20 protein-coding genes are annotated in these 20,034 nt (G+C 67.3%); 13 read left to right on the top strand and 7 right to left on the bottom strand.

Going from position 1 to position 20,034, the window contains the following annotated elements:
- Positions 1 to 3: 3 nt before the first annotated feature.
- Positions 4 to 1,302 (bottom strand): helix-turn-helix domain-containing protein, encoded by a 1,299-nt coding sequence (locus BVE01S_RS13590; RefSeq protein ID WP_066628602.1) that lies wholly within the window; start codon positions 1,300 to 1,302, stop codon positions 4 to 6.
- Positions 1,295 to 1,432 (bottom strand): hypothetical protein, encoded by a 138-nt coding sequence (locus BVE01S_RS16865; protein ID WP_153923009.1) that lies wholly within the window; start codon positions 1,430 to 1,432, stop codon positions 1,295 to 1,297. Before BVE01S_RS16865 ends, BVE01S_RS13590 begins: the two co-directional genes overlap by 8 nt.
- On the opposite strand from BVE01S_RS16865, the gene BVE01S_RS13585 reads away from it, so the two are divergent.
- The 9 genes from BVE01S_RS13585 to tdh all read left to right on the top strand — a co-directional run bounded on the left by BVE01S_RS13585 (position 1,431) and on the right by tdh (position 12,866).
- The gene (locus BVE01S_RS13585) at positions 1,431 to 2,966 is read left to right on the top strand and encodes an acyl-CoA carboxylase subunit beta (protein WP_066628598.1); all 1,536 of its coding nucleotides are present in this window, start codon (positions 1,431 to 1,433) and stop codon (positions 2,964 to 2,966) included. The two genes, BVE01S_RS16865 and BVE01S_RS13585, sit on opposite strands and share 2 nt — an antisense overlap.
- A 26-nt stretch (positions 2,967 to 2,992) precedes the next feature.
- Positions 2,993 to 3,571, top strand: coding sequence for a hypothetical protein (locus tag BVE01S_RS16860; protein WP_157076464.1), 579 nt, complete (start codon positions 2,993 to 2,995; stop codon positions 3,569 to 3,571).
- Positions 3,572 to 5,551 carry an acetyl-CoA carboxylase biotin carboxylase subunit gene (locus BVE01S_RS13580; RefSeq protein WP_066628596.1) on the top strand — a complete coding sequence of 660 codons (1,980 nt, stop codon included), beginning with the start codon at positions 3,572 to 3,574 and terminating at the stop codon, positions 5,549 to 5,551.
- Complete coding sequence (locus BVE01S_RS13575; RefSeq protein WP_066628633.1) at positions 5,551 to 6,933, top strand: methylmalonyl-CoA mutase family protein; 1,383 nt, start codon at positions 5,551 to 5,553, stop codon at positions 6,931 to 6,933. Before BVE01S_RS13580 ends, BVE01S_RS13575 begins: the two co-directional genes overlap by 1 nt.
- Entirely contained in the window at positions 6,930 to 9,089 is a 2,160-nt protein-coding gene (gene scpA / locus BVE01S_RS13570; RefSeq protein WP_066628595.1) for a methylmalonyl-CoA mutase, read from the top strand. Before BVE01S_RS13575 ends, scpA begins: the two co-directional genes overlap by 4 nt.
- The gene (gene mce, locus BVE01S_RS13565; RefSeq protein ID WP_066628593.1) at positions 9,086 to 9,508 is read left to right on the top strand and encodes a methylmalonyl-CoA epimerase; all 423 of its coding nucleotides are present in this window, start codon (positions 9,086 to 9,088) and stop codon (positions 9,506 to 9,508) included. Before scpA ends, mce begins: the two co-directional genes overlap by 4 nt.
- Before the next feature lie 52 nt (positions 9,509 to 9,560).
- The gene (locus BVE01S_RS13560; protein ID WP_066628590.1) at positions 9,561 to 10,475 is read left to right on the top strand and encodes a DUF4232 domain-containing protein; all 915 of its coding nucleotides are present in this window, start codon (positions 9,561 to 9,563) and stop codon (positions 10,473 to 10,475) included.
- A gap of 42 nt (positions 10,476 to 10,517) precedes the next feature.
- The gene (locus BVE01S_RS13555) at positions 10,518 to 11,708 is read left to right on the top strand and encodes a glycine C-acetyltransferase (protein ID WP_066628587.1); all 1,191 of its coding nucleotides are present in this window, start codon (positions 10,518 to 10,520) and stop codon (positions 11,706 to 11,708) included.
- 105 nt (positions 11,709 to 11,813) lie between these two features.
- Positions 11,814 to 12,866: an L-threonine 3-dehydrogenase gene (gene tdh / locus BVE01S_RS13550; RefSeq protein ID WP_066628582.1), complete on the top strand. Its 1,053-nt coding sequence runs from the start codon at positions 11,814 to 11,816 to the stop codon at positions 12,864 to 12,866.
- A 40-nt stretch (positions 12,867 to 12,906) separates the two neighbouring features.
- Here the strand turns inward: tdh and BVE01S_RS13545 are convergent, their stop codons facing one another.
- Both BVE01S_RS13545 and BVE01S_RS13540 read right to left on the bottom strand, forming a co-directional pair.
- Positions 12,907 to 13,473, bottom strand: a complete 567-nt coding sequence (locus tag BVE01S_RS13545; RefSeq protein WP_066628580.1) for a hypothetical protein — start codon at positions 13,471 to 13,473, stop codon at positions 12,907 to 12,909.
- Positions 13,470 to 13,697: a hypothetical protein gene (locus BVE01S_RS13540; RefSeq protein WP_066628571.1), complete on the bottom strand. Its 228-nt coding sequence runs from the start codon at positions 13,695 to 13,697 to the stop codon at positions 13,470 to 13,472. Before BVE01S_RS13540 ends, BVE01S_RS13545 begins: the two co-directional genes overlap by 4 nt.
- Before the next feature lie 86 nt (positions 13,698 to 13,783).
- On the opposite strand from BVE01S_RS13540, the gene BVE01S_RS13535 reads away from it, so the two are divergent.
- From BVE01S_RS13535 to BVE01S_RS13520, 4 genes are all read left to right on the top strand, one after another.
- Positions 13,784 to 14,749, top strand: coding sequence for a glycosyltransferase family 9 protein (locus tag BVE01S_RS13535; protein ID WP_066628568.1), 966 nt, complete (start codon positions 13,784 to 13,786; stop codon positions 14,747 to 14,749).
- Between the two features lie 219 nt (positions 14,750 to 14,968).
- Positions 14,969 to 16,300 carry a dihydroorotase gene (locus BVE01S_RS13530; protein ID WP_066628565.1) on the top strand — a complete coding sequence of 444 codons (1,332 nt, stop codon included), beginning with the start codon at positions 14,969 to 14,971 and terminating at the stop codon, positions 16,298 to 16,300.
- Complete coding sequence (locus BVE01S_RS13525) at positions 16,297 to 17,034, top strand: prephenate dehydrogenase/arogenate dehydrogenase family protein (protein ID WP_066628562.1); 738 nt, start codon at positions 16,297 to 16,299, stop codon at positions 17,032 to 17,034. The genes BVE01S_RS13530 and BVE01S_RS13525 overlap by 4 nt, the downstream gene beginning before the upstream one ends.
- A 76-nt stretch (positions 17,035 to 17,110) precedes the next feature.
- Entirely contained in the window at positions 17,111 to 18,001 is an 891-nt protein-coding gene (locus tag BVE01S_RS13520; RefSeq protein ID WP_146112042.1) for an alpha/beta hydrolase family protein, read from the top strand.
- 22 nt (positions 18,002 to 18,023) lie between these two features.
- On the opposite strand, the gene BVE01S_RS13515 is transcribed toward BVE01S_RS13520, so the two are convergent.
- From BVE01S_RS13515 to BVE01S_RS13505, 3 genes are read right to left on the bottom strand one after another with little or no spacing between them, the layout of a single operon-like run.
- Positions 18,024 to 18,965, bottom strand: a complete 942-nt coding sequence (locus BVE01S_RS13515) for an alpha/beta hydrolase (RefSeq protein WP_084375411.1) — start codon at positions 18,963 to 18,965, stop codon at positions 18,024 to 18,026.
- A 22-nt stretch (positions 18,966 to 18,987) separates the two neighbouring features.
- Positions 18,988 to 19,668 carry an SdpI family protein gene (locus BVE01S_RS13510; protein ID WP_066628557.1) on the bottom strand — a complete coding sequence of 227 codons (681 nt, stop codon included), beginning with the start codon at positions 19,666 to 19,668 and terminating at the stop codon, positions 18,988 to 18,990.
- Positions 19,665 to 19,970 carry a metalloregulator ArsR/SmtB family transcription factor gene (locus BVE01S_RS13505; RefSeq protein ID WP_066628555.1) on the bottom strand — a complete coding sequence of 102 codons (306 nt, stop codon included), beginning with the start codon at positions 19,968 to 19,970 and terminating at the stop codon, positions 19,665 to 19,667. The genes BVE01S_RS13510 and BVE01S_RS13505 overlap by 4 nt, the downstream gene beginning before the upstream one ends.
- Between the last annotated feature and the right edge of the window lie 64 nt (positions 19,971 to 20,034).

The following is a 20,034-nucleotide window of genomic DNA, read 5'->3' as shown; positions in this document are numbered from 1 at the left end:
CGATCAATAGCGGTCGGGGCGCGGGCCATCCAGCACATAGGGCACCACGCCGCGCTCGTTCTCCGGCACATGCAGGGTCCGGTCCAGGGGCGGGAAGGCGCGCTGGGTGCAGTCGGTGCGCTCGCAGATGCGGCAACTGACGCCGATCCGGGCCGCCGGGCCGTTCAGATCGAGGCCGGCCGCATAGACCAGCGCGCCCGCATGTTCGACCTCGCAGCCCAGGGACAGGGCGTAGCGGCGGTCGTTGGCCAGGTAGGAGCCGCTGGGTTTGGACACGCTACGGGCGATGGAGATGTAGCGCGAGCCGTCCGGCATCTCGGCCAGTTGCACCCCGATCCGGTCCGGCGCCGCGAAGGCTTCGTGGACGTTCCACAGCGGGCAAGCGCCGCCGAAGCGGGCGAACTGGAAACGGGTGGCGCTGTGGCGCTTGGTGATGTTGCCGGCCATATCCACGCGAGCGAAATAGAAGGGCACGCCGCGCCAGCCCGGCCGTTGCAGGGTCGAGAGCCGGTGGCAGACCTGTTCGAAACTGACCTGGAAACGGGTGCGCAGCCGGTCGATGTCGTGCTTCTCCTCGCGCGCGGCCTCCAGGAAGGCGCGATAGGGCAAGAGCAACGCGCCGGCCGCATAGTTGGCCAGGCCGACCCGGGCGACGTCCCGCGCGGCGTCCGTGCGGAAGGCGGCCTGATCCAGTTCGGCTTCGATCAAATCGCGGAAGGACAGCAGGGCCAGCTGGTGCGCCAGCTGGAACGACCGCGTCGCGCCCGGCTGCCAGGCGTCCAGCGTCAGGACGCGGCTGGCGGGATCGTAGCGACGCAGCGCCTCCTGACCGGCGACATAGGCGACGCGAACGCCGTGCGCCTGGCTCAGGGCGGCCTCCAGCGCCCGCTCGATCTGGCCGTCCTGCACCAGCGTCGTCGCCAGCGCCTTCACCCGTTCGTCCAGACGGCGGAAGGTCTGGTGCAGGGCCAGAAACTGTCGGGCCAGGCGCGGGGTGTTGGCGACGGCCTGTTTCAGCTCGGCGGCCGTGGGCGGTTCGGCCTGACCCGCAATGTCGGTGGTCGCCTCGCGCAAGTCGGCGATCAGGCGGGCGTCGCCCTCCAGATCGAACAGACTGGCGTCCACATGAAAGGCGCGGGTCAGGGCGATCAGGACGCGCGCGGTCGCCGGGCGCTGGTTGGTCTCGATCTGCGACAGATAGGACGGAGACAGGCCCAGCCGCTCGGCGCAGGCCTCCAGCGTCCAGCCGCGCGCCTCGCGCAGCTTGCGCAGCTTGGCGCCCAGGAAAAGCTTCTCAGCCATTCGCAACTTTGCAGATCATATCGCCATCCTTTGCAAGCCCGCGCAGTTCCACACTTTTTGCAAAGTTGCGTTTGCCATTTTGCGATGAAGGCGCCACGCGTTCTTTGAACGAGAGGCGAAGATCCATCATGACTCAAGCCATCCTTGAAGAACTGGAGCGCCGTCGCGCCGCCGCCAAACTGGGCGGTGGGGAAAAGCGTATCGCCGCCCAGCACGCCAAGGGCAAGCTGACGGCGCGCGAACGCATCGACGTGCTGCTGGACGAGGGCTCCTTCGAGGAGACCGACATGTTCGTCGAGCACCGCAGCCACGACTTCGGCATGCAGGACCAGCGCATCCCCGGCGACGGGGTGGTGACGGGGCGCGGCACGATCGGCGGACGGCTGGTCTACGTCTTTTCCAAGGACTTCACCGTCTTCGGCGGCAGCCTGTCGGGCGCCCATGCGGCCAAGATCGTCAAGCTGCAGAAGATGGCCCTGACCGCGGGGGCGCCGATCATCGGTCTGTTCGACGCAGGCGGCGCGCGGATTCAGGAAGGGGTCGAGAGCCTGGCCGGCTACGCCGACATCTTCCTGCAGAACACCCTGGCCAGCGGGGTTATCCCTCAGATCAGCGTGATCATGGGCCCGTGCGCTGGCGGCGACGTCTATTCGCCGGCCATCACCGACTTCATCTTCATGGTGAAGGACACGAGCTACATGTACGTGACCGGACCCGACGTGGTGAAGACCGTCACCAATGAGGTGGTCAGCCACGAGGACCTGGGCGGCGCCCGCGTTCACGCCGGCAAGTCGGGCGTGGCGGACGGGGCGTTCGAGAACGACCTTGAGGCCCTGTCGGAGGTGCGCCGCCTGATCGGCTTCCTGCCGCTGTCGAACCGTGAAAAGCCGCCGGTGCGCGAGAGCTATGACGAGCCCGAGCGGGACGAGCCGTCGCTGGACACCCTGATCCCGGCCAATCCGAACCAGCCCTATGACATGAAGGAGCTGATCCTGAAGGTGGTCGACGAGGCCGACTTCTTCGAGATCGGGGCCGACTTCGCCAAGAACATCATCTGCGGCTTCGGTCGGCTGGACGGCCAGACGGTCGGGATCGTCGCCAACCAGCCCCAGGTGCTGGCGGGCGTGCTGGACATCGATTCAAGCCGCAAGGCCGCGCGGTTCGTGCGCTTCTGCGACGCCTTCGACATTCCGCTGGTGACGCTGGTGGACGTGCCGGGCTTCATGCCGGGGACCAAGCAGGAGTACGGCGCCCTGATCAAACACGGGGCCAAGCTGCTGTTCGCCTATGCGGAGGCGACGGTGCCGAAACTGACCCTGATCACGCGCAAGGCCTATGGCGGCGCCTATGATGTGATGAGTTCCAAACACCTGCGCGGCGACGTCAACTACGCCTGGCCCACAGCCGAGATCGCGGTCATGGGCGCCAAGGGGGCGGTCGAGATCATCTTCCGCAAGGAGGCCGGCGACCCGGCGGCCCTGGCCGCGCGCGAGGCGGAGTACAAGGACCGCTTCGCCAATCCGTTCGTGGCGGCGGGGCTGGGATACATCGACGACGTCATCATGCCGCATGGCACGCGGCGGCGGCTGGTGAAGGCCCTGCGGACGCTGAAGAACAAGGTCCAGGAAAACCCCTGGAAGAAGCACGATAATATTCCGCTATGACACGCGTGGGTCGAAGCGAGCTTTTTTTGATCTATGCGCTCACTGAAGCGGCAAAAGCTCTGGGGCACTTTAATCGTGCAGGCGAGTTAGCTGGCCGGGTCGAAGTTGTCGCAGAAGTCGTTGAAAGGTTAGAGAATCAAACTGTTCTTGATGCTCTTAAACTGGGCCTTCAAAGCGCAGCGGGTGTTTCACGCGTATTCTGGCCTTCGGCTCGATCCAAAGAGGCAAAGGTTGTCGCAAATTCCCGCGCTGAAGAACTAAGGGAGCTTACCGGTCTTGAGGCGGATACGGCTTCCCATACGCTGGGGCAGCGTGCGTGGCGCGATCACGTCGAACATCTCGACGAACGCATCGACGCTCGCATTCAAGAAGACGGAACGCCCTTCATAGCGGTCGAACTTGTCCAACATGACGAGGGTATGGCCGAATACATGTCTGCTGTGCCGCTTGGATACGACGCTGCCACCAACACCCTTCTCTTTTTTGGTGAACCACAAGCAGTTTCTGAACTGCAGGATGCCTTGGTCGATATTCGTGATCGATGCTCCAAGGGTCTGTCAAAAATCCGAGATATGCACGCCACCGCCGACGTAAAGGGCGCCTGAATGTTCTCCAAAATCCTCATCGCCAACCGGGGCGAGATCGCGGTTCGGATCATCAAGACCTGCCGCCGCATGGGCATCCAGACGGTGCAGGTCTATTCGGAGGCCGACGCAGGGTCGCTGGCGGTCGAGATGGCCGACGAGGCGGTGCTGATCGGGCCGGCGCCGGCGGCGCAGTCGTATCTGCTGGCGGACAAGATCGTCGAGGCGGTGCGCCAGACGGGCGCGCAGGCCGTGCATCCGGGCTTTGGCTTCCTGAGCGAGAACGCCGGGTTCGCGCGGCGGCTGAGGGACGAGGGGATCGCCTTCATCGGCCCGAACCCCGAGGCCATCGAGGCCATGGGCGACAAGATCAGCTCCAAGAAGCTGGCGGCCGAGGCGGGGGTCTCGACCGTGCCGGGCCATATGGGGTTGATCGAGACGCCGGACGAGGCGGTCAGGATCGCCAACCAGATCGGCTATCCGGTCATGATCAAGGCGTCGGCCGGCGGCGGCGGCAAGGGCATCCGCGTGGCCCATTCGGACGCCGACATGGCCGAGGGATTCGCAGCGGTGAAGGCCGAGGCGCTGAACGCCTTCGGCGACGACCGGGTCTTCCTGGAGAAGTTCATCGTCGATCCGCGCCATATCGAGATCCAGGTGCTGGGCGACAAGCACGGCCATGTGGTCCATCTGTTCGAGCGCGAATGTTCGATCCAGCGCCGCAACCAGAAGGTCATCGAGGAGGCGCCCAGCCCCTTGCTGGACGAGGCCACCCGCGCCGCCATGGGGGCGCAGGCCGTCGCCCTAGCCCAGGCGGTGAACTATGACTCGGCCGGCACGGTCGAGTTCGTCGCCGGTCAGGACAAGAGCTTCTACTTCCTGGAGATGAACACCCGGCTGCAGGTCGAGCATCCGGTGACGGAGCTGATTACGGGCGTCGATCTGGTCGAACAGATGATCCGTTCGGCCTGGGGCGAGACGCTGGCCTTCGAGCAGAAGGACCTGAAGATCGACGGCTGGGCCATCGAGAGCCGCATCTACGCCGAGGATCCGTATCGCGGCTTCCTGCCCTCGATCGGGCGGCTGGTCCGATACGAGCAGCCGGAAGAGGGCGATCAGGGGGACTATACGGTCAGGAACGATTCCGGCGTCCGCGAGGGCGACGAGATCAGCATGTTCTACGATCCTATGATCGCCAAACTGTGCGCCTGGGGCGAGACGCGCGAGGCGGCGGTCGAGGGCATGGCTCGCGCGCTGGAGGACACCCACCTGTCGGGCCTGGGCCACAATGTGCCCTTCCTGGCGGCGGTGATGGATCAGGATCGGTTCAAGTCGGGCAATCTGTCGACCAGCTATATCAAGGACGAGTTCCCGGACGGCTTCCACGGCCTGAAACCGACGCAGGACCAGGAGCGCATCCTGATCGCCTCGGCGCTAGCCATGCACGAGGTCATCGCCGAACAGGACGGCGATCCGTCGGACCGCACCGACTGGATCGTGATGATCGACAAAACGCCGCACGGCGTCGGCCTGTCCTATGACGAGGATGAGGAGATGATCCTGACCCTGACGGGCGGGGGCGACATCCGACTGTCGGACATCGACTGGCGGCCGGGTCTGGCCCAGTTCAAGGCCGATCTGGACGGCGAGCCCTTCACCGCCGAGGTCAAGCGCGTCGCCGACGGCTTCGACATCCGCCACCGCGCGGCCAAGGCGCGGGTGCGGGTGCTGCGGCCCCACGTCGCCGAACTGTATGCGCGCCTGCCGGAGAAGGTCGCGGCGGATACGTCGAAGATGGTGCTGTCGCCGATGCCGGGTCTGGTGGTCTCGATCCCGGTGGTTGTGGGTCAGGAGGTCAAGACCGGCGAGACGGTGGCCATCATCGAGGCCATGAAGATGCAGAACATCCTGAAGGCCGAGCGCGACGGGGTGGTGAAGGCCGTCGGCGCCAAGGACGGCGATCCGGTGGCGGCAGACGACGTGCTGGTGGAGTTCGGGTGATGACGGGCTTTCCCGCGCCCACGCCGCTGGAATGGCGCGAGGCGGCCCAGAAGGCGCTGAAGGATCGGCCGATCGAGGTGCTGATGCATCTCGACGCCGACCAACTGGTGACGCGGCCGCTGTACGCGGGCGCGACGGGCGTGCAGCCGATCTTCGCCCCGCGTCCGTCCGACTCCGAAGGCCGGGCCTGGGATCTGCGGACGCTGGTGGAAGGCGACGATGCCGAAGCGGTCAACGCCGCCGTCCTGACCGATCTGGAGAACGGCGCGGCGTCGGTGGTGCTGAAGGGGCGGGTTCTGGCGGATTCCGCCCCGCTCAGCCGGGCGCTGGAAGGCGTGGCGCTGGAGCTGGCGCCGGTCGCGCTGGATGCAGGGATCGACGGGCCGGGTGCGGCCAATGCGCTGGCGGTCGTCGCCAAGGGCTCGCCGCGCGCCAAGCTGCAGTTTCATATGGACCCGGTCTCGGCCTTCGCCGAGGCGGGCGGCGCCCCGCGTTCGGTGGAAGAGCATCTGAGCCTGGCGGCCAATACGGCGGCGCGTCATGCGGGCGCCTATCCCGACGCGACCTTCTTCCTGGCCAGCGGCCGGGTCGCACACGAGGCGGGTGGATCGGCGGCGCAGGAGCTGGCCTTTGCGGCGTCCAGCGTCGTGGCCCATGCGAAGGCGGCGGTCGAGGCCGGGATGTCGGTCGAGGCGGCTTTGCGCGGCACCGTCGTCGGCCTGTCGGTCGATGCGGAATATTTCGACAGCCTGGCCAAGGTTCGGGCCATGCGGCTGATCTGGGCCAGCCTGACGAAGGCGTTCGACGTGGATGTTCCGGCGGTGATCGAAGCGCGCTCGTCGCGGCGGATGCTGTCGGCGCGCGATCCCTGGCCCAATCTGCTGCGGCTGACGGCGGCGGGCTTCGCCGGCGCAGTCGGTGGGGCGGATGTCGTGGTGCTGGATGGCTTCACCCGCGCCTCAGGCACGTCGGACGCCTTCGCCCGGCGTCAGGCGAGGAACACTCAGCTGGTGTTGATGGAGGAGGCCAATTTGGGTCGGGTCGACGATCCGGCCGCCGGCTCCTGGTATCTGGACGCCCGGACGCGGGACCTGGCGGAGGCCGGCTGGGCCGAGTTCCAGATGATCGAGGCCGAAGGCGGTCTGGTCGACGCGCTCAAGGGCTCGGTCATCCAGCCCTGCATCGCCCGCGCCCGCGCGGTCCGCGAGGCCGCGCTGACGAACGGAGCGGCCCAGATCATCGGCGTGACCAAATATGTGGACGCGGACGTGCGGCCGGCGCCGGTCGAGGCGGGCGATGAGGCGGCCGTGGCGGTTGAACGGGTCTGCGAGCCATTAACGCCGATCCGCTTTGCCGCAGCCTTCGAGGAGGCGGCTCAATGAGTTTCCCCGACTTCAGCAAGATCGCCCTGAACCTCGATGCGACGGGGCAGGGGCCGACGCGCGATCCTTGGCTGACGCCCGAGGGGCTGACGGTCGAGACCGCCTATAGTCCCGACAGCACGGACGCGCTGGATCACCCGCACGGCCTGCCGGGGTTCGCGCCGTTCGTGCGCGGGCCCTATCCGACCATGTATGCGGGCAATCCCTGGACGATCCGGCAATACGCCGGCTTCTCGACCGCCGAGGAGTCCAACGCCTTCTATCGCCGCAACCTGGCGGCCGGTCAGAAGGGGCTGAGCATCGCCTTCGATCTGGCGACCCACCGGGGCTATGACAGCGACCACCCGCGGGTGAAGGGCGACGTCGGCATGGCGGGCGTGGCCATCGACAGCATCTATGACATGCGGACCCTGTTCGACGGGATCCCGCTGGACCAGATGTCGGTCTCGATGACGATGAACGGGGCGGTGCTGCCGATCTTGGCGCTGTATGTCGTCGCGGCCGAAGAACAGGGCGTGCCGCACGCCAAGCTGACCGGGACCATTCAGAACGACATTCTGAAGGAGTTCATGGTCCGCAACACCTACATCTATCCGCCCGGGCCCTCGATGCGGATCATCGCGGACATCTTCGCCTGGACGGCGCAGGAGACGCCGAAGTTCAACTCGATCTCGATCAGCGGCTATCACATGCAGGAGGCGGGAGCCTCGGCGGATATTGAGCTGGCCTACACCCTGGCGGACGGGATCGAGTATCTGCGCGCTGGCGTCGCGGCGGGCATGCCAATCGACCGGTTCGCGCCGCGCCTGAGCTTCTTCTGGGCCATCGGCATGAACTACTTCATGGAGGTGGCCAAGATGCGCGCCGGCCGCCTGCTGTGGGCCGAGGCGGTCAGGAAAGAGGGCGGGGTCGATCCCAAGTCGCTGAGCCTGCGCGCTCACTGCCAGACATCGGGCTGGTCGCTGGCGGCACAGGACGTGTTCAACAATGTGCCCCGCACCATGGTCGAGGCCATGGCGGCGGCGGGCGGCCAGACGCAGAGCCTGCACACCAATGCGCTGGACGAGGCCCTGGCTCTGCCCACCGACTTCTCGGCGCGGATCGCGCGCAACACCCAGATACTGTTGCAGCAGGAGACGGGGCTGACGCGGGTCATCGACCCCTGGGGCGGCAGTTTCTATGTCGAACGGCTGACCCACGAACTGGCCGAACGGGCGCGCGCCCATATGGCTGAGGTCGAGGCCCTGGGCGGCATGGCCAAGGCGATCGAAGCCGGCATCCCCAAGCTGCGGATCGAGGAGTCCGCCGCCAAGACCCAGGCCCGGATCGACACCGGCCAGCAGACGGTGGTCGGGGTGAACAAATATCTGAACCCCGTCGTCGACGACATTCCGATGTTGAAGGTCGACAATGCGGCGGTGCTGGCCGCCCAGATCGACAAGCTGAAGCGCCTGCGCGCCGAGCGAAATCAGGCGGCGACCGATGCGGCGCTGAACGCCCTGACCGAGGGGGCGCGCGGGAATGCCAACCTGCTGGAACTGGCGGTTCAGGCCGCCCGCGCCAAGGCGACGGTGGGCGAAATCTCCGACGCGCTGGAGGTCGCCTTCGGCCGCCACGTGGCCACGGTCCAGACCGTGTCGGGCGTATACGCCAAGGAGGCGGGGACCGACGCCCGCTTCGCCCGCGCCCGCGAGATGGTGGCGACCTTCGTCGAGAACGACGGCGGCCCGCCGCGCATCCTGATCGCCAAACTGGGACAGGACGGACACGACCGGGGCCAAAAGGTCGTCGCGACCGGATACGGCGATCTGGGCTTCGACGTTACGGCTGGCAGCCTGTTCCAGACGCCGTCCGAGGCTGCTCAGGAAGCGGTCGAGAAGGGCGTCCACGCGGTCGGCGCATCATCGCTGGCGGCCGGGCATCTGACGCTGGTGCCCGAGCTGAAGGCCGAGTTGGAGAAACTGGGCCGGCCCGACATCATGATCGTGGTCGGCGGCGTGATCCCGCCGTCCGACGTCCAGCCCCTGCTCGATATGGGCGCGGCCGCCGTCTATCCGCCCGGTTCGGCCATCGCCGATACGGCGGTCGACCTGATCGAGAAGCTGAACCAGCGTCTGGGTTACGCCCAGCCTGCCCCCGACAAGGACAAGTCATGATTGGCACCCTGAACCACGTCGGCGTCGCCACGCCATCCATCGCCGACTCGATCAAACTGTATCGCGATATCCTCGGCGCGACGAAGATCGGCGAGCCGTTCGACCTGCCGGCGCAGGGGGTGAAGGTCTGTTTCGTGGATACGCCGACGGCTCAGATCGAGCTGATCGAACCCTATGACGACACCAGTCCCATTGTCGGCTTCCTGGCCAAGAATCCCAAGGGCGGCCAGCATCACGTCTGTTTCGAGGTCGCCGACATCCACGCCGCCGTCGCCGAGATGCGCGCCAAGGGGGTGACGATCCTGGGCACAGGCGAGCCGCGCATCGGGGCGCACGGGACGCCGGTCGTCTTCCTGCATCCGCGTGACATGGGCGGCGTATTGATCGAGCTGATGGAGGCGCCAAAAGCGGGGCACTAAGCGGAGCCTTTGGTCAGGTTGGGCCGTTGAAGGCGAAACCAGAGGACATGACATGATGTCGCACCGCCTGACCGCATTCGTCGCCATAGCCGCCCTGACCGGCGCCGCAGCCTGCTCTCGCACCGAGCCGGAACAGCCCGCCGCGCCGGTCGAGCAGTCGGCCGCCCCTGCATCCGATGCGCCCTCGATCGGCTATGCCTGCGAAAGCGGCGCGACGCTTAAGGTCCAGTATGTCGACAGCGACAACGCCAAGCTGACCCATCAGAACCAGGCCTATGCGCTGCGTTCGGTGCAGGCCGCCAGCGGCGCGCGCTATGTCGGCGGCGGGGTGGAATGGTGGACGGCGACGCGCGATGGGCAGGAGAGCGGTACGCTGAGCCGGCTGGGTCCGGACGGCACCACAGGTGTCGCGGTGCTGGAGCGCTGCTCGCGGCCGATCCCCGGGGCGGATGCGACGCCCGGACCGCTGCCGACGCCAGGTCAGACGCCGACCGAGGCGACCGGCGGGGTCTTGCCGGCTGCGATGCCCTGCAAGGGGCCTCAACTGACGCTGGCGGCAGGCGACGGCGATGCGGGTGCGGGAAACCGGGTCAGCAACTTTAGTCTTCAGAATATTGGAACCCAGGCCTGCAGTCTGACCGGCTATCCGACAGTGACCTTGCAGGACGCGCGCGGACGCACCTTGTCGTCCATCCGCGCCGAACAGAGTCCCGGAAGCTATTTCCGCCAAGGCCAAGCCCCGACGCCGGTCCAACTGGCGCCCCGCGCCAAGGCCTATTTCGAAATGGCCTGGAGCGTCGTGCCCAATGAAGCCATGCAAAAGACGTGTCCCGACGCGGCCACGATAAAGGTCACGGCGCCCAGCGATACCGCCGCCGTCAGCCTGCCGTTCTCGTTCAGCCCCTGCGGCGGCCGCATCCGCGTCAGTCCGATCCGGGCCGAGGCCAACCCGGCGCCGGCGACCTGAGGCGGGTGGAAACCGATCGAAAATCGGCGTAGGTCGCGGCTCATGACCCAGAGCTTCTACGACCGCGTCGCCGGCGAACTGTCCGAGATCGACGCCCAGGGCCTGACCAAGCCCGAACGCATCATCGCCTCGCGCCAGGGGCCTGTGATCCAGGTCGCCGGCCGCGACGTGCTGAACTTCTGCGCCAACAACTATCTTGGCCTGGCCGGCGACGAGCGCGTGACCCAGGCCGGGATGGCGGCGCAAGCGAAGTGGGGCGCGGGCACCGCGTCCGTGCGATTCATTTGCGGCACGCTGGAGATCCACAAGGAGCTGGAAGCGGCCATCGCCGCCTATCTCGGTTTTGAGGACGCCATCCTGTTCGCCGCCGCCTTCGACGCCAACGGCGGTCTGTTCGAGCCGCTGCTGGGCGAAAACGACGCGATCGTTTCCGACAGCCTGAACCACGCCTCGATCATCGACGGGGTTCGGCTGTGCAAGGCCAAACGCTATCGCTTCGCCAACTCCGACATGGACGAGCTGGAGAGCCGGCTGAAGGAGGCCCGCGCGGCGGGCGCCCGCGACATCATCATCGCCACCGACGGCGCCTTTTCGATGGACGGCTATATCGCCAAGCTGGACGAGATCCGGGCGCTGGCCGACAAATATGACGCCCTGATCATGGTGGACGACTGTCACGCGACGGGCTTTTTGGGCCCGCAAGGCAAGGGCTCGTTCGCCCATCACGGTGTCGAGGTGGATTTCGTCACTGGCACCTTCGGCAAGGCCCTGGGCGGCGCCATGGGCGGTTTCATCTGCGCGAAGAAGTCGGTGGTCGAACTGCTGAAACAGCGTGCGCGGCCCTATCTGTTCTCTAACGCCCTGGCGCCGGCCGTGTGCGGGTCCAGCCTGGAGGCGATCCGCATCGCACAAGGCGCCGAGGGCGATGCGTTGCGCACCCGCCTGTCGGCCAACGCCCATCGCTATCGCGGGGCCATGTCGGACGCAGGCTTCACCCTGCTGGACGGCGAGCATCCGATCATTCCGGTCATGCTGGGCGACGCCAAACTGGCGCAGGATTTCGCGGCGCGGGCGTTGGAGCTGGGCGTCTATGTGATCGGGTTCTCGTTCCCCGTCGTGCCGCGTGGCCAGGCCCGCATCCGCACACAGATGTCGGCGGCGCATACCTTCGATCAGATCGACCGGACGGTCGAAGTGTTCACCCAGGCGGGCCGGGAGCTGGGCGTCATTTAGCCCCTTTCGCCCGCCATCGACGAAGACCAAGCGGCGAGGAGGCGTGGGGCCTCAGTCGCAGGCTTCGGGATAAACCCGGAGCCACGATTTCAGGGAGTTGAGACTATGACCGACACGATGAAGGCCCTGGCCAAGACCGCGCCCGGCGTCGGCCTCGAACTGATCGACGCGCCGATCCCCGAGGCGGGACCGGAAGACGTGCTGATCCGGGTGCATCGCACCGCCGTCTGCGGCACCGACATCCACATCTGGAACTGGGACGAATGGTCCCAGAAGAACGTCCCGACCCCGATGATCACCGGCCACGAGTTCGCCGGCGAGATCGTCGCCATCGGCAAGGACGTCGATCGCCCGCTGACGATCGGCCAGCGCGTCTCGGCCGAGGGTCACGTCATCGACCTGAACTCGGAAGCCGCCCGCGCCGGTCACTTCCACCTGGACCCCAAGACGCGCGGCATCGGCGTCAACCGCCAAGGGGCCTTCGCCGAGTTCGTGGTGGCGCCGGCCTTCAACGTGATCGAACTGCCGGACGACGTCCCCTATGAGATCGGCTCGATCCTCGATCCGTTCGGCAATGCGGTGCATACGGCGCAGCAGTTCGACCTGCTGGGCGAGGATGTGCTGGTCACCGGCGCCGGCCCCATCGGCATGATGGCGGCCGCCGTGGCCCGTCACGCCGGCGCGCGCACCGTGGTCCTGACCGACATCAACGACTTCCGGCTGGAGCTGGCGCAGAAGGTCGCGCCGGGCGTTCGCACAGTGAATACGACAAAGGAAGACATCCACGATGTCATGAAGGAGCTGGGCCTGAAGGTCGGCTTCGACGTGGCGCTGGAGATGTCAGGCTCGCCCATCGCCTTCAAACAGTGCGTCGACACTCTGATCATGGGCGGCGGCATGGCGCTGCTGGGCATTCCCGGCAAGCCGATGGAGACCGACTGGGGCGCGATCATCCTGAAGGCCCTGACGATCAAGGGCGTCTATGGCCGCGAGATGTTCACCACCTGGCGCAAGATGCTGGGCCTGCTGAAGGCCGGGCTGGACCTCAGCCCGCTGATCACGCACCGCCTGGGCTACGCCGACTATCGCGAAGGCTTCGAAGCCATGAAGTCGGGCCAGTCGGGCAAGGTGGTGCTGGACTGGGACAAGGCCGCCTGAAGCCTTAGACCCTTGGTCTAGGCTAGCTGGCGAGCTGCACTTAGATCGGCTGGGAGCCGGAAGGCGTCACCGCATATCGCGCGACGACGCCGTCCGGCTGGAAGTCGTGTTCGGCCAGGGTGTCGAGGGACATCAGGACGCGCGTCGTGAAGGCGTCCGTGTCGCCATCCTCGATCGCCGGGCGCAGCCAATCGATGACGACGGCGCGGGCGGGATAGGTGCCGACAGGGCCGGGAATGCTGAGCGCCACCTCGATCCCTTCCGCGACCCAGCCGGCGACGGTCACGAAAAACTCGGGCGAGGCCAGGAAGTCGGAGCGGCGCAGGACATACAGGGTGATGACCCCATCCTCGACGCCGTCGGGGCGGACGATGACCCCGCTGCGATCTGGTCGCCAGTTGTCCGACAGCTCGACCACGCGCCACAGGCAGAACCAGATGCGGCAGGTGTTCGGCCGGATCGCGTGGACCGAACACCCGGCGCCGTCGACGCAATAGGCGCACAGTTCGCCCGTCGGCTTGGCCAGTTCCGGCAGGTTCAGCGGAATGACCCGGCAGCATTCGACGCAACCGCCGCAGGTCCGGCCGGGGAGGAGGGGCAGGCTCACCCGGCTGAACGCTCCAGCCGGGCGATGCGGCGGTCCATGTCGGCGACGACCGCTTCCAGCCGGGCCTTTTCGGAGGCCATGTCGATCGGCGTGCCGTCCTCGTAGGAAATCGTCGCGCCCTTGGCGATCAGATCCAGCCGGTAGATGGCCGTCACGCGCTGGGCCTTGAAGCGTTCAAGGGCGGCGGCTTCTGGATCGGGGGCGGCGTCGGGCGTCTGGCTCATGCGCGTCGCTGTAGCGCATGGGGCCTTCCTGTGGAAACACGCGTTTGGCGCTGAACCGCAGATAGAATCCCTGTATCCGTCGACGGATGATCGGGCGGTTTCCCATCCTGTACATCGCCGAGGCGGACGCCGAGGACGCCGTGCTGTCTTCAGGCGTGCTGGCGCATCTGGTCGAGAGCCTGCCGCACGCGACCTTCACCATCGTCGGATCGGCCGCCAGCGCGCCGCTGTTCGCCGATACGCCGCGCCTGACGAAGTTGATCGTGCTGGAGCGCGAAGGCCATTTCGAATGGATCGCCCTGTGGAACCAGGTGCGGGCGACCAAATGGGGGCTGGTCGTGGACATGCGCGGCTCGGACCTGTCGGGCAAGCTGAGGCGGCACAAGCGCGCGGTGCGGGGCAAGGATCAGCCGGGCCTGCATGCGGTCGAGGCGGCGGCGGGGGTGTTGAAGCTGGAGCCGGACGAGACTCCGGCGCCGAAACTCTATGTCTCGGATGAGACGCGGGCCCAGGTCGATGCATTGATCCCGGCGACGGGTGGAGACGGGCCGATCCTGGCGGTCGGGCCGGGCGTGGAATGGATGGGCAAGCGCTGGCCCGCCGAACGCTACGCCAAGGTCGCGGCCAAGCTGCTGGCCGACGACGGGCCGCTGGCGGGCGGGCGGCTGATGATCGTGGGCGAGGAGATCGACCGCGAGGCGGCGCACACGATCCGCTACGCCGTGCCGCGCGCGCGGGTGATCGAGCTTCAGGGCAGGCTGACGCGCCTGCAGACGGTGGCGGCCCTGTCGGCGTCGGTGCTGTATATCGGGGCGGACTCGATCTGGACCCAGCTGGCCGTGGCCTCGGGCGCGCCGGTGGTGGCCGTGTTTGGACCGTCGGACGAGACCGTGCGCGGACCCTGGAAGGGCGAAGCCGTGCGCGGGCCGCGCACCTATGAAGAGTTCAAGAAGCTGGATCCGCGACTGAACCAGGCGATCCAGCATATGATGGATCTGCCGTGGGAGCGGGTGATGAAGGCGGCGCAGCGGATGTTGAAGGCGCGGGGCTGAACCCGATCTCCCTCCCCGTTCGGGGAGGGTGGCCGCGAAGCGGCCGGGTGGGTGCGGCCGGCCATCCTGCGACGGACCTGTGTCGTTTCACCTTGCCGTCCCCACCCGACCTCGCCTGCGGCTCGGCCACCCTCCCCGAACGGGGAGGGAGAGCGTTTAGCGGCTTTCATGGTCGACGCTGCATCCGCTAGAACCGCGGAAACACCCGCAGGATTTCTCATGACCCAGACCTATGACCTGATCGTCCGTGGCGGCGAAGTGGCGAACCATGCGGGGCGGGGCATGGCGGATGTCGGGGTGATCGACGGCAAGATCGCCTTTATCGGCGACCTGTCCCAGGCCTCGGCGGGTGAAGTCTTCGACGCGACGGGTCTGACGGTCCTGCCCGGGGTGATCGACACCCAGGTCCATTTCCGCGAGCCGGGGCTGGAGTGGAAGGAAGATCTGGAGACGGGCAGCCGCGCGGCGGCCCTAGGCGGCGTCGTCGCCGTGTTCGAGATGCCAAACACCAATCCCAACACCACCGACCCCGACACCATGGCCGACAAGCTGGCGCGGGCGAAGGATCGGATGTGGACGGACCACGCCTTCTACGTCGGCGGCACGCACGAGAATGCGGACTATCTGAGCGAGCTGGAGCGGTTGCCGGGCTGCTGCGGGGTCAAGGTCTTCATGGGCGCCTCGACCGGCGACCTGCTGATCGCCGACGACGAGGGGGTGCGTAAGGTCCTGTCCAATGTGCGCCGACGCGCCACCTTCCACTCCGAGGACGAATACCGGCTGGTCGAGCGGCGCGGCCTGGCCCGCACCGGCGATTGGACCAGCCACCCCGAGGTCCGTGACGCCGAAAGCGCCATCCGCTCGACCCGCCGCCTGGTCGGCTTGGCCCAGGAGACGGGCGCGCGCATCCATGTGCTGCACGTCACGACCAAGGACGAGATGGAATATCTGCGCTTCCACAAGGATGTCGCCACCGTCGAGATCACGCCCCAGCACCTGACCCTGGTTGGACCGGAAGCCTATGAGCGGCTGGGCAGCTATGCCCAGATGAACCCGCCGATCCGGTCGCAGGAGCATGTGGACGCCCTGTGGCTTTGGGGCATGCAGCAGGGCGTGGCCGACGTGCTGGGCTCGGACCACGCGCCGCACACCAAGGAGGAGAAGGCCAAGCCCTATCCGGCCTCGCCGTCCGGCATGCCGGGTGTGCAGACGCTGGTGCCGCTGATGCTGACCCATGTGGCCAATGGGCGGCTGTCGCTGGAGCGCTTCATCGACCTGACCTCGGCGGGGGCGCAGCGGGTGTTCGGGACCGCGAACAAGGGGCGGATGGCTGTCAGTTATGACGCTGACCTGACCATCGTCGATCTGAAAGCCAAGCGGACGATCACCCACGATCAGCAGGCGACGCGCTGCGGCTGGACCCCGTTCGATGGGGTGGAGGCGACAGGCTGGCCGATGGCGACGATCGTGCGCGGCCGGGTGGTGATGCAGGACGGCGAACTGATCGGATCGGCGCACGGGCGGCCGGTGCGGTTCATGGAGACACTGTGAGGGAAACGCTCGGCCTGATCGGCTTCGGCGCCTTCGGGCGGCTGACGGCGCGGCATCTGTCGCCGGGGTTCGACATCCTGGCGCATGATCCGGCCGCGAGCGATGACGAAGGCCTCGCGACCCTGACCGATCTGGCGACCGCTGCGGCCTGTCCCACGGTGGTGCTGGCCGTGCCGGTCGAGGCGTTGGAGGCGACGCTGATCGCCATCGGCCCGCTCCTAAGGCCCGACGCCCTCGTGATCGACGTGGGCTCGGTGAAGGTGAAGCCGACGCAGGCGATGGACGCCCTGCTGCCGCCCGGCGTGCAGATCGTCGGCACCCATCCCCTGTTCGGCCCGCAGAGCGGCAAGGACGGCATCGCGGGCCTGCGGATCGCCGTGTGCAAGGTGAGGGGGGCGAGAGACGCCCGCCGCGTCGCCGCCTTCTGCCGCCGGGCGCTGAGGCTTAAGGTGTTTCAGGTCAGCCCCGAGGACCACGACCGCGAGGCCGCCACGGTGCAGGGCCTGACCCATCTGATCGCCCGCGTCCTGATGGCGATGGAGCCCCTGCCGACGCGCATGACCACCGCCAGTTTCGACCGGCTGATGCAGGCCGTCGACATGGTCCGCCACGACAGCCCCGCCGTCTTCCGCGCCATCGAACGCGACAACCCGTTCGCAGCAGAGGTGCGGGAGCGGTTTTTCGCTTTGGCGGGTGAGGCGCGGGGCGCGATCGGAGACGATCGAACGGGCTGACCTCTTCGGCGAACGACGATTGTGGAGTGTCTCCCGCTGTGAGAGGGTTGCTCGGAACAGATCGTGGGAGAGTGTCGTGCGTCGATTGTCTTTGGTCGGTTGCGTCACCATCCTGCTGTGTTCGACGAACCTGGCATGGGCTCAGTCCCCGGAAACCATCTACAAGGCCGAGGGCGCGCGGGCATCGCAGCCCGTGGCCACCATCGCCTATGGCGACGGTCCGTTGCAGGTGGCCGATCTGCGTGTTCCGGCAGGGGACGGGCCGTTCCCGGTTGCGATCATCATGCATGGCGGCTGCTTCAAAGCCAGCGTCGATAACCGGCGCGGCATCGCCGCCTTGGCCGACGCTTTGGGCCAGAAGGGCTTTGCGACTTGGAATATCGAATACCGTCGCGTCGGCGATCCGGGCGGCGGCTGGCCCGGCACGTTTCAGGATGTGGCGCACGCGGTGGATAAGCTGGCTGAAGTTGCGCCGCGCTACAGGCTCGATCTCGATCGCGTGACTATCGTGGGCCATTCGGCGGGCGCGTTCTTCGCCCTGTGGGCGGCGTCCCGGCCGCGTCTAGCTGCGCCTTGGTCGGCGACGCCTATCCATCCGCAAAGCGTCGTCGCCATCGATGGTCCCGGCACACTGGCGCCGTTCGTCGGCGTCGACGCCCAGGTCTGCGGGGAGCCTGTCATCGCCCCGCTGATGGGCGGGACGCCGTCGGAAAAGCCGGCTGAATATTTGATCGCCAGTCCGCAGGATCATCTGCCTCTGGGACTCCGGCAACTGCTCGTGCCCGCGGACCTGGGTGAGTTCATGCAATCCTATATCGCGGCCGCGCGCCAAGGCGGCGATGATATCGAGGTTCTGGTCCCTCAAGGCGCCAACCATTTCGATGTGGTGACGCCCTCCACGCCGAATGGCCGCGCGGTCGTCGACTTCATCGCTGAGCACGCGCTTGATGGTGCGCCGTCGGATTGACTGCGGATCTGGCGGGCGGCCTTCAGCGCCTCCCGTTCGCCTTGATGAACGCCCCCACATCCTCCGCCACACCCGGCGCGAGCGGCAGCGTCGGGTCGGCATAGCTCGCCAGATTGGCTGCGCGATCGGCGGGGGCGGTCTTGAGGAGGTGGTTGACGCCGTCCCAGAGTTTCATCGTGGCCTTGGGGTCGGCGGCGGCGAGGGCCTGGGCGTCCGTGACGCCGATCTGAAGGTCGGTGGTCCCCTGGCCGATGAAGACCGGACCGTCGTAGGCGGCGAGCAGGGCGGCGGGGTCCAGCGCGAACCACGAGATCAGATAGGGCTGGACCGACGGGCGGAACAGGGCCGACAGAGCGGGAGGCGTGTCGGTGACGGTGCGGCCGGCCTCGAGCTCGGTCAGGACGGCGAAGGCCTGGGGCTTCATCGGCTCGGGCAGGCCGGCCTGAAGCTGTTCGCGGATACTCGCGCCGGCTGGGCGACCCGCGCCCGCCAGCAGGATCAGACCGCAGACCTTATCGTCTCCGCCCTCGACCGCCTTCAGCGCGACCAAAGCGCCTTCGCTGTGGCCGATCAGCCAGGCGCAGGGCTGTCCCGTCCGCGAGGCGGCCTCGGCGGCCCAGGCGCGGGCGTCGGCGGCGTAGTCGTCGAAACGCAGCCGGGTTTCGTCGAACCCGGCGGCTGTGCTGGCCGCGACGCCGCGCTTGTCGATGCGCAGGGTGGCGACGCCCTGTTCCGCCAGTCCCTCGGCCAGCAGGCGATAGGTGGAGGCGGCGACGCCCATCGGGCTGTTCCCGTCCCGATCGGTTGGGCCTGAGCCGGGCAGGATGACGGCGACGGCCGTCGGCGCCTCGGGCGACAGCAGCGTGCCATGCAAGGGTGCGGGCTGGGCGGGCAGGGCGATGTCGGTCGAGACCGGGCCGGCGAGCAGGCTGGCGGCGAGAAGCACGGGGGTCAGCATCGGCATGGCGGTCTCCTTGGCGGCGAGATCAGAAGGGTTGGCGGTCGGGATCGGCGCGCCACACGCGCCAGCTTTCGAAGATCGAAAGGCCTGCGACGACGATGACGGCGGCGATCAGGGCCGTGACGCCATAGGGCGGGGACGCAAGCGGCGCGGCGATCAGACCGGCCAGACCGACCAGACAGAACAGCCGGCCGGCCAGACGGTTCGAGCGATCCCAGGCCAGGCGGCTCTTGTAGCTCCAAGGCGTGCGCACGCCGATCAGGGGATTGGGCGCGACACGGCCGAGGAAGGCGCCGGTGACCAGCAGTATCAGCGACAAGGCGCCGGTCATGACGGTGGGGCCGCTGTCGACGGTCGCGTGCCCCAGGCTGGCCCAGGCGATCACCAGGCCTATGGCGGCGACGATGAACACGGTCAGCCCCTGACCGATCCGCATCGAGCGACGCCGTGAGGAGTCACCCTCCTCCTCGGCGCGCAGGGCGGCCAGACCCAGGCCGGCGGCGGCGATGAAGCCGATCACCGCAATGCCGCCCGCGAAGGTCGCGAACTCCACCCGGTCGCCCCAGCGATCGACCTGCCAGTCCGCATTCCAGTGCATCGGCATGGGCGTCGTCGGGCCGTTGACGCCGATGTAGAGGGCGAACGCCGCCTGCACGCCGAAGACGGCGAGGGTCAGATAGTCCAGCAGTGACAGGCGATCCTTCATCGGCGTGGTTCCTTTGAGGGCTGGGGCAGGGGTTCGGTCGCTTCGCCGGTTCCGACGATGTCCATCAGAAAGGCCATGGCATCCTCGACCGCCGAGATTTCCAACCGATAGCGGATGGTCTGGCCCTCGCGCTCCGGGCTGACCAGGCCGGCCTCCTTCAGAGCGTTGAGGTGGCCCGTGATGGTGGGCCAGCTCATGTCAAAGGCGGCGGCGATATCGCCGGAGGCCAGCGGACCGGCGCGCAGCATGGCTATGATGCGACGACGCACCGGATGCGACAGGGCCTTGAACAGGGTGTTCATAGCGACCTTCCTAATTAGGAAATCAGCTAAATGCAATATGTCGCGGGTGCGGCGGATTGCATTG

The organism is Brevundimonas vesicularis NBRC 12165, from assembly GCF_001592205.1.
In the GTDB taxonomy this organism is placed as follows: domain Bacteria; phylum Pseudomonadota; class Alphaproteobacteria; order Caulobacterales; family Caulobacteraceae; genus Brevundimonas; species Brevundimonas vesicularis.
Note: the sequence above shows the minus strand (reverse complement) of the source record. Positions and strands in the feature narration are given on the sequence as shown.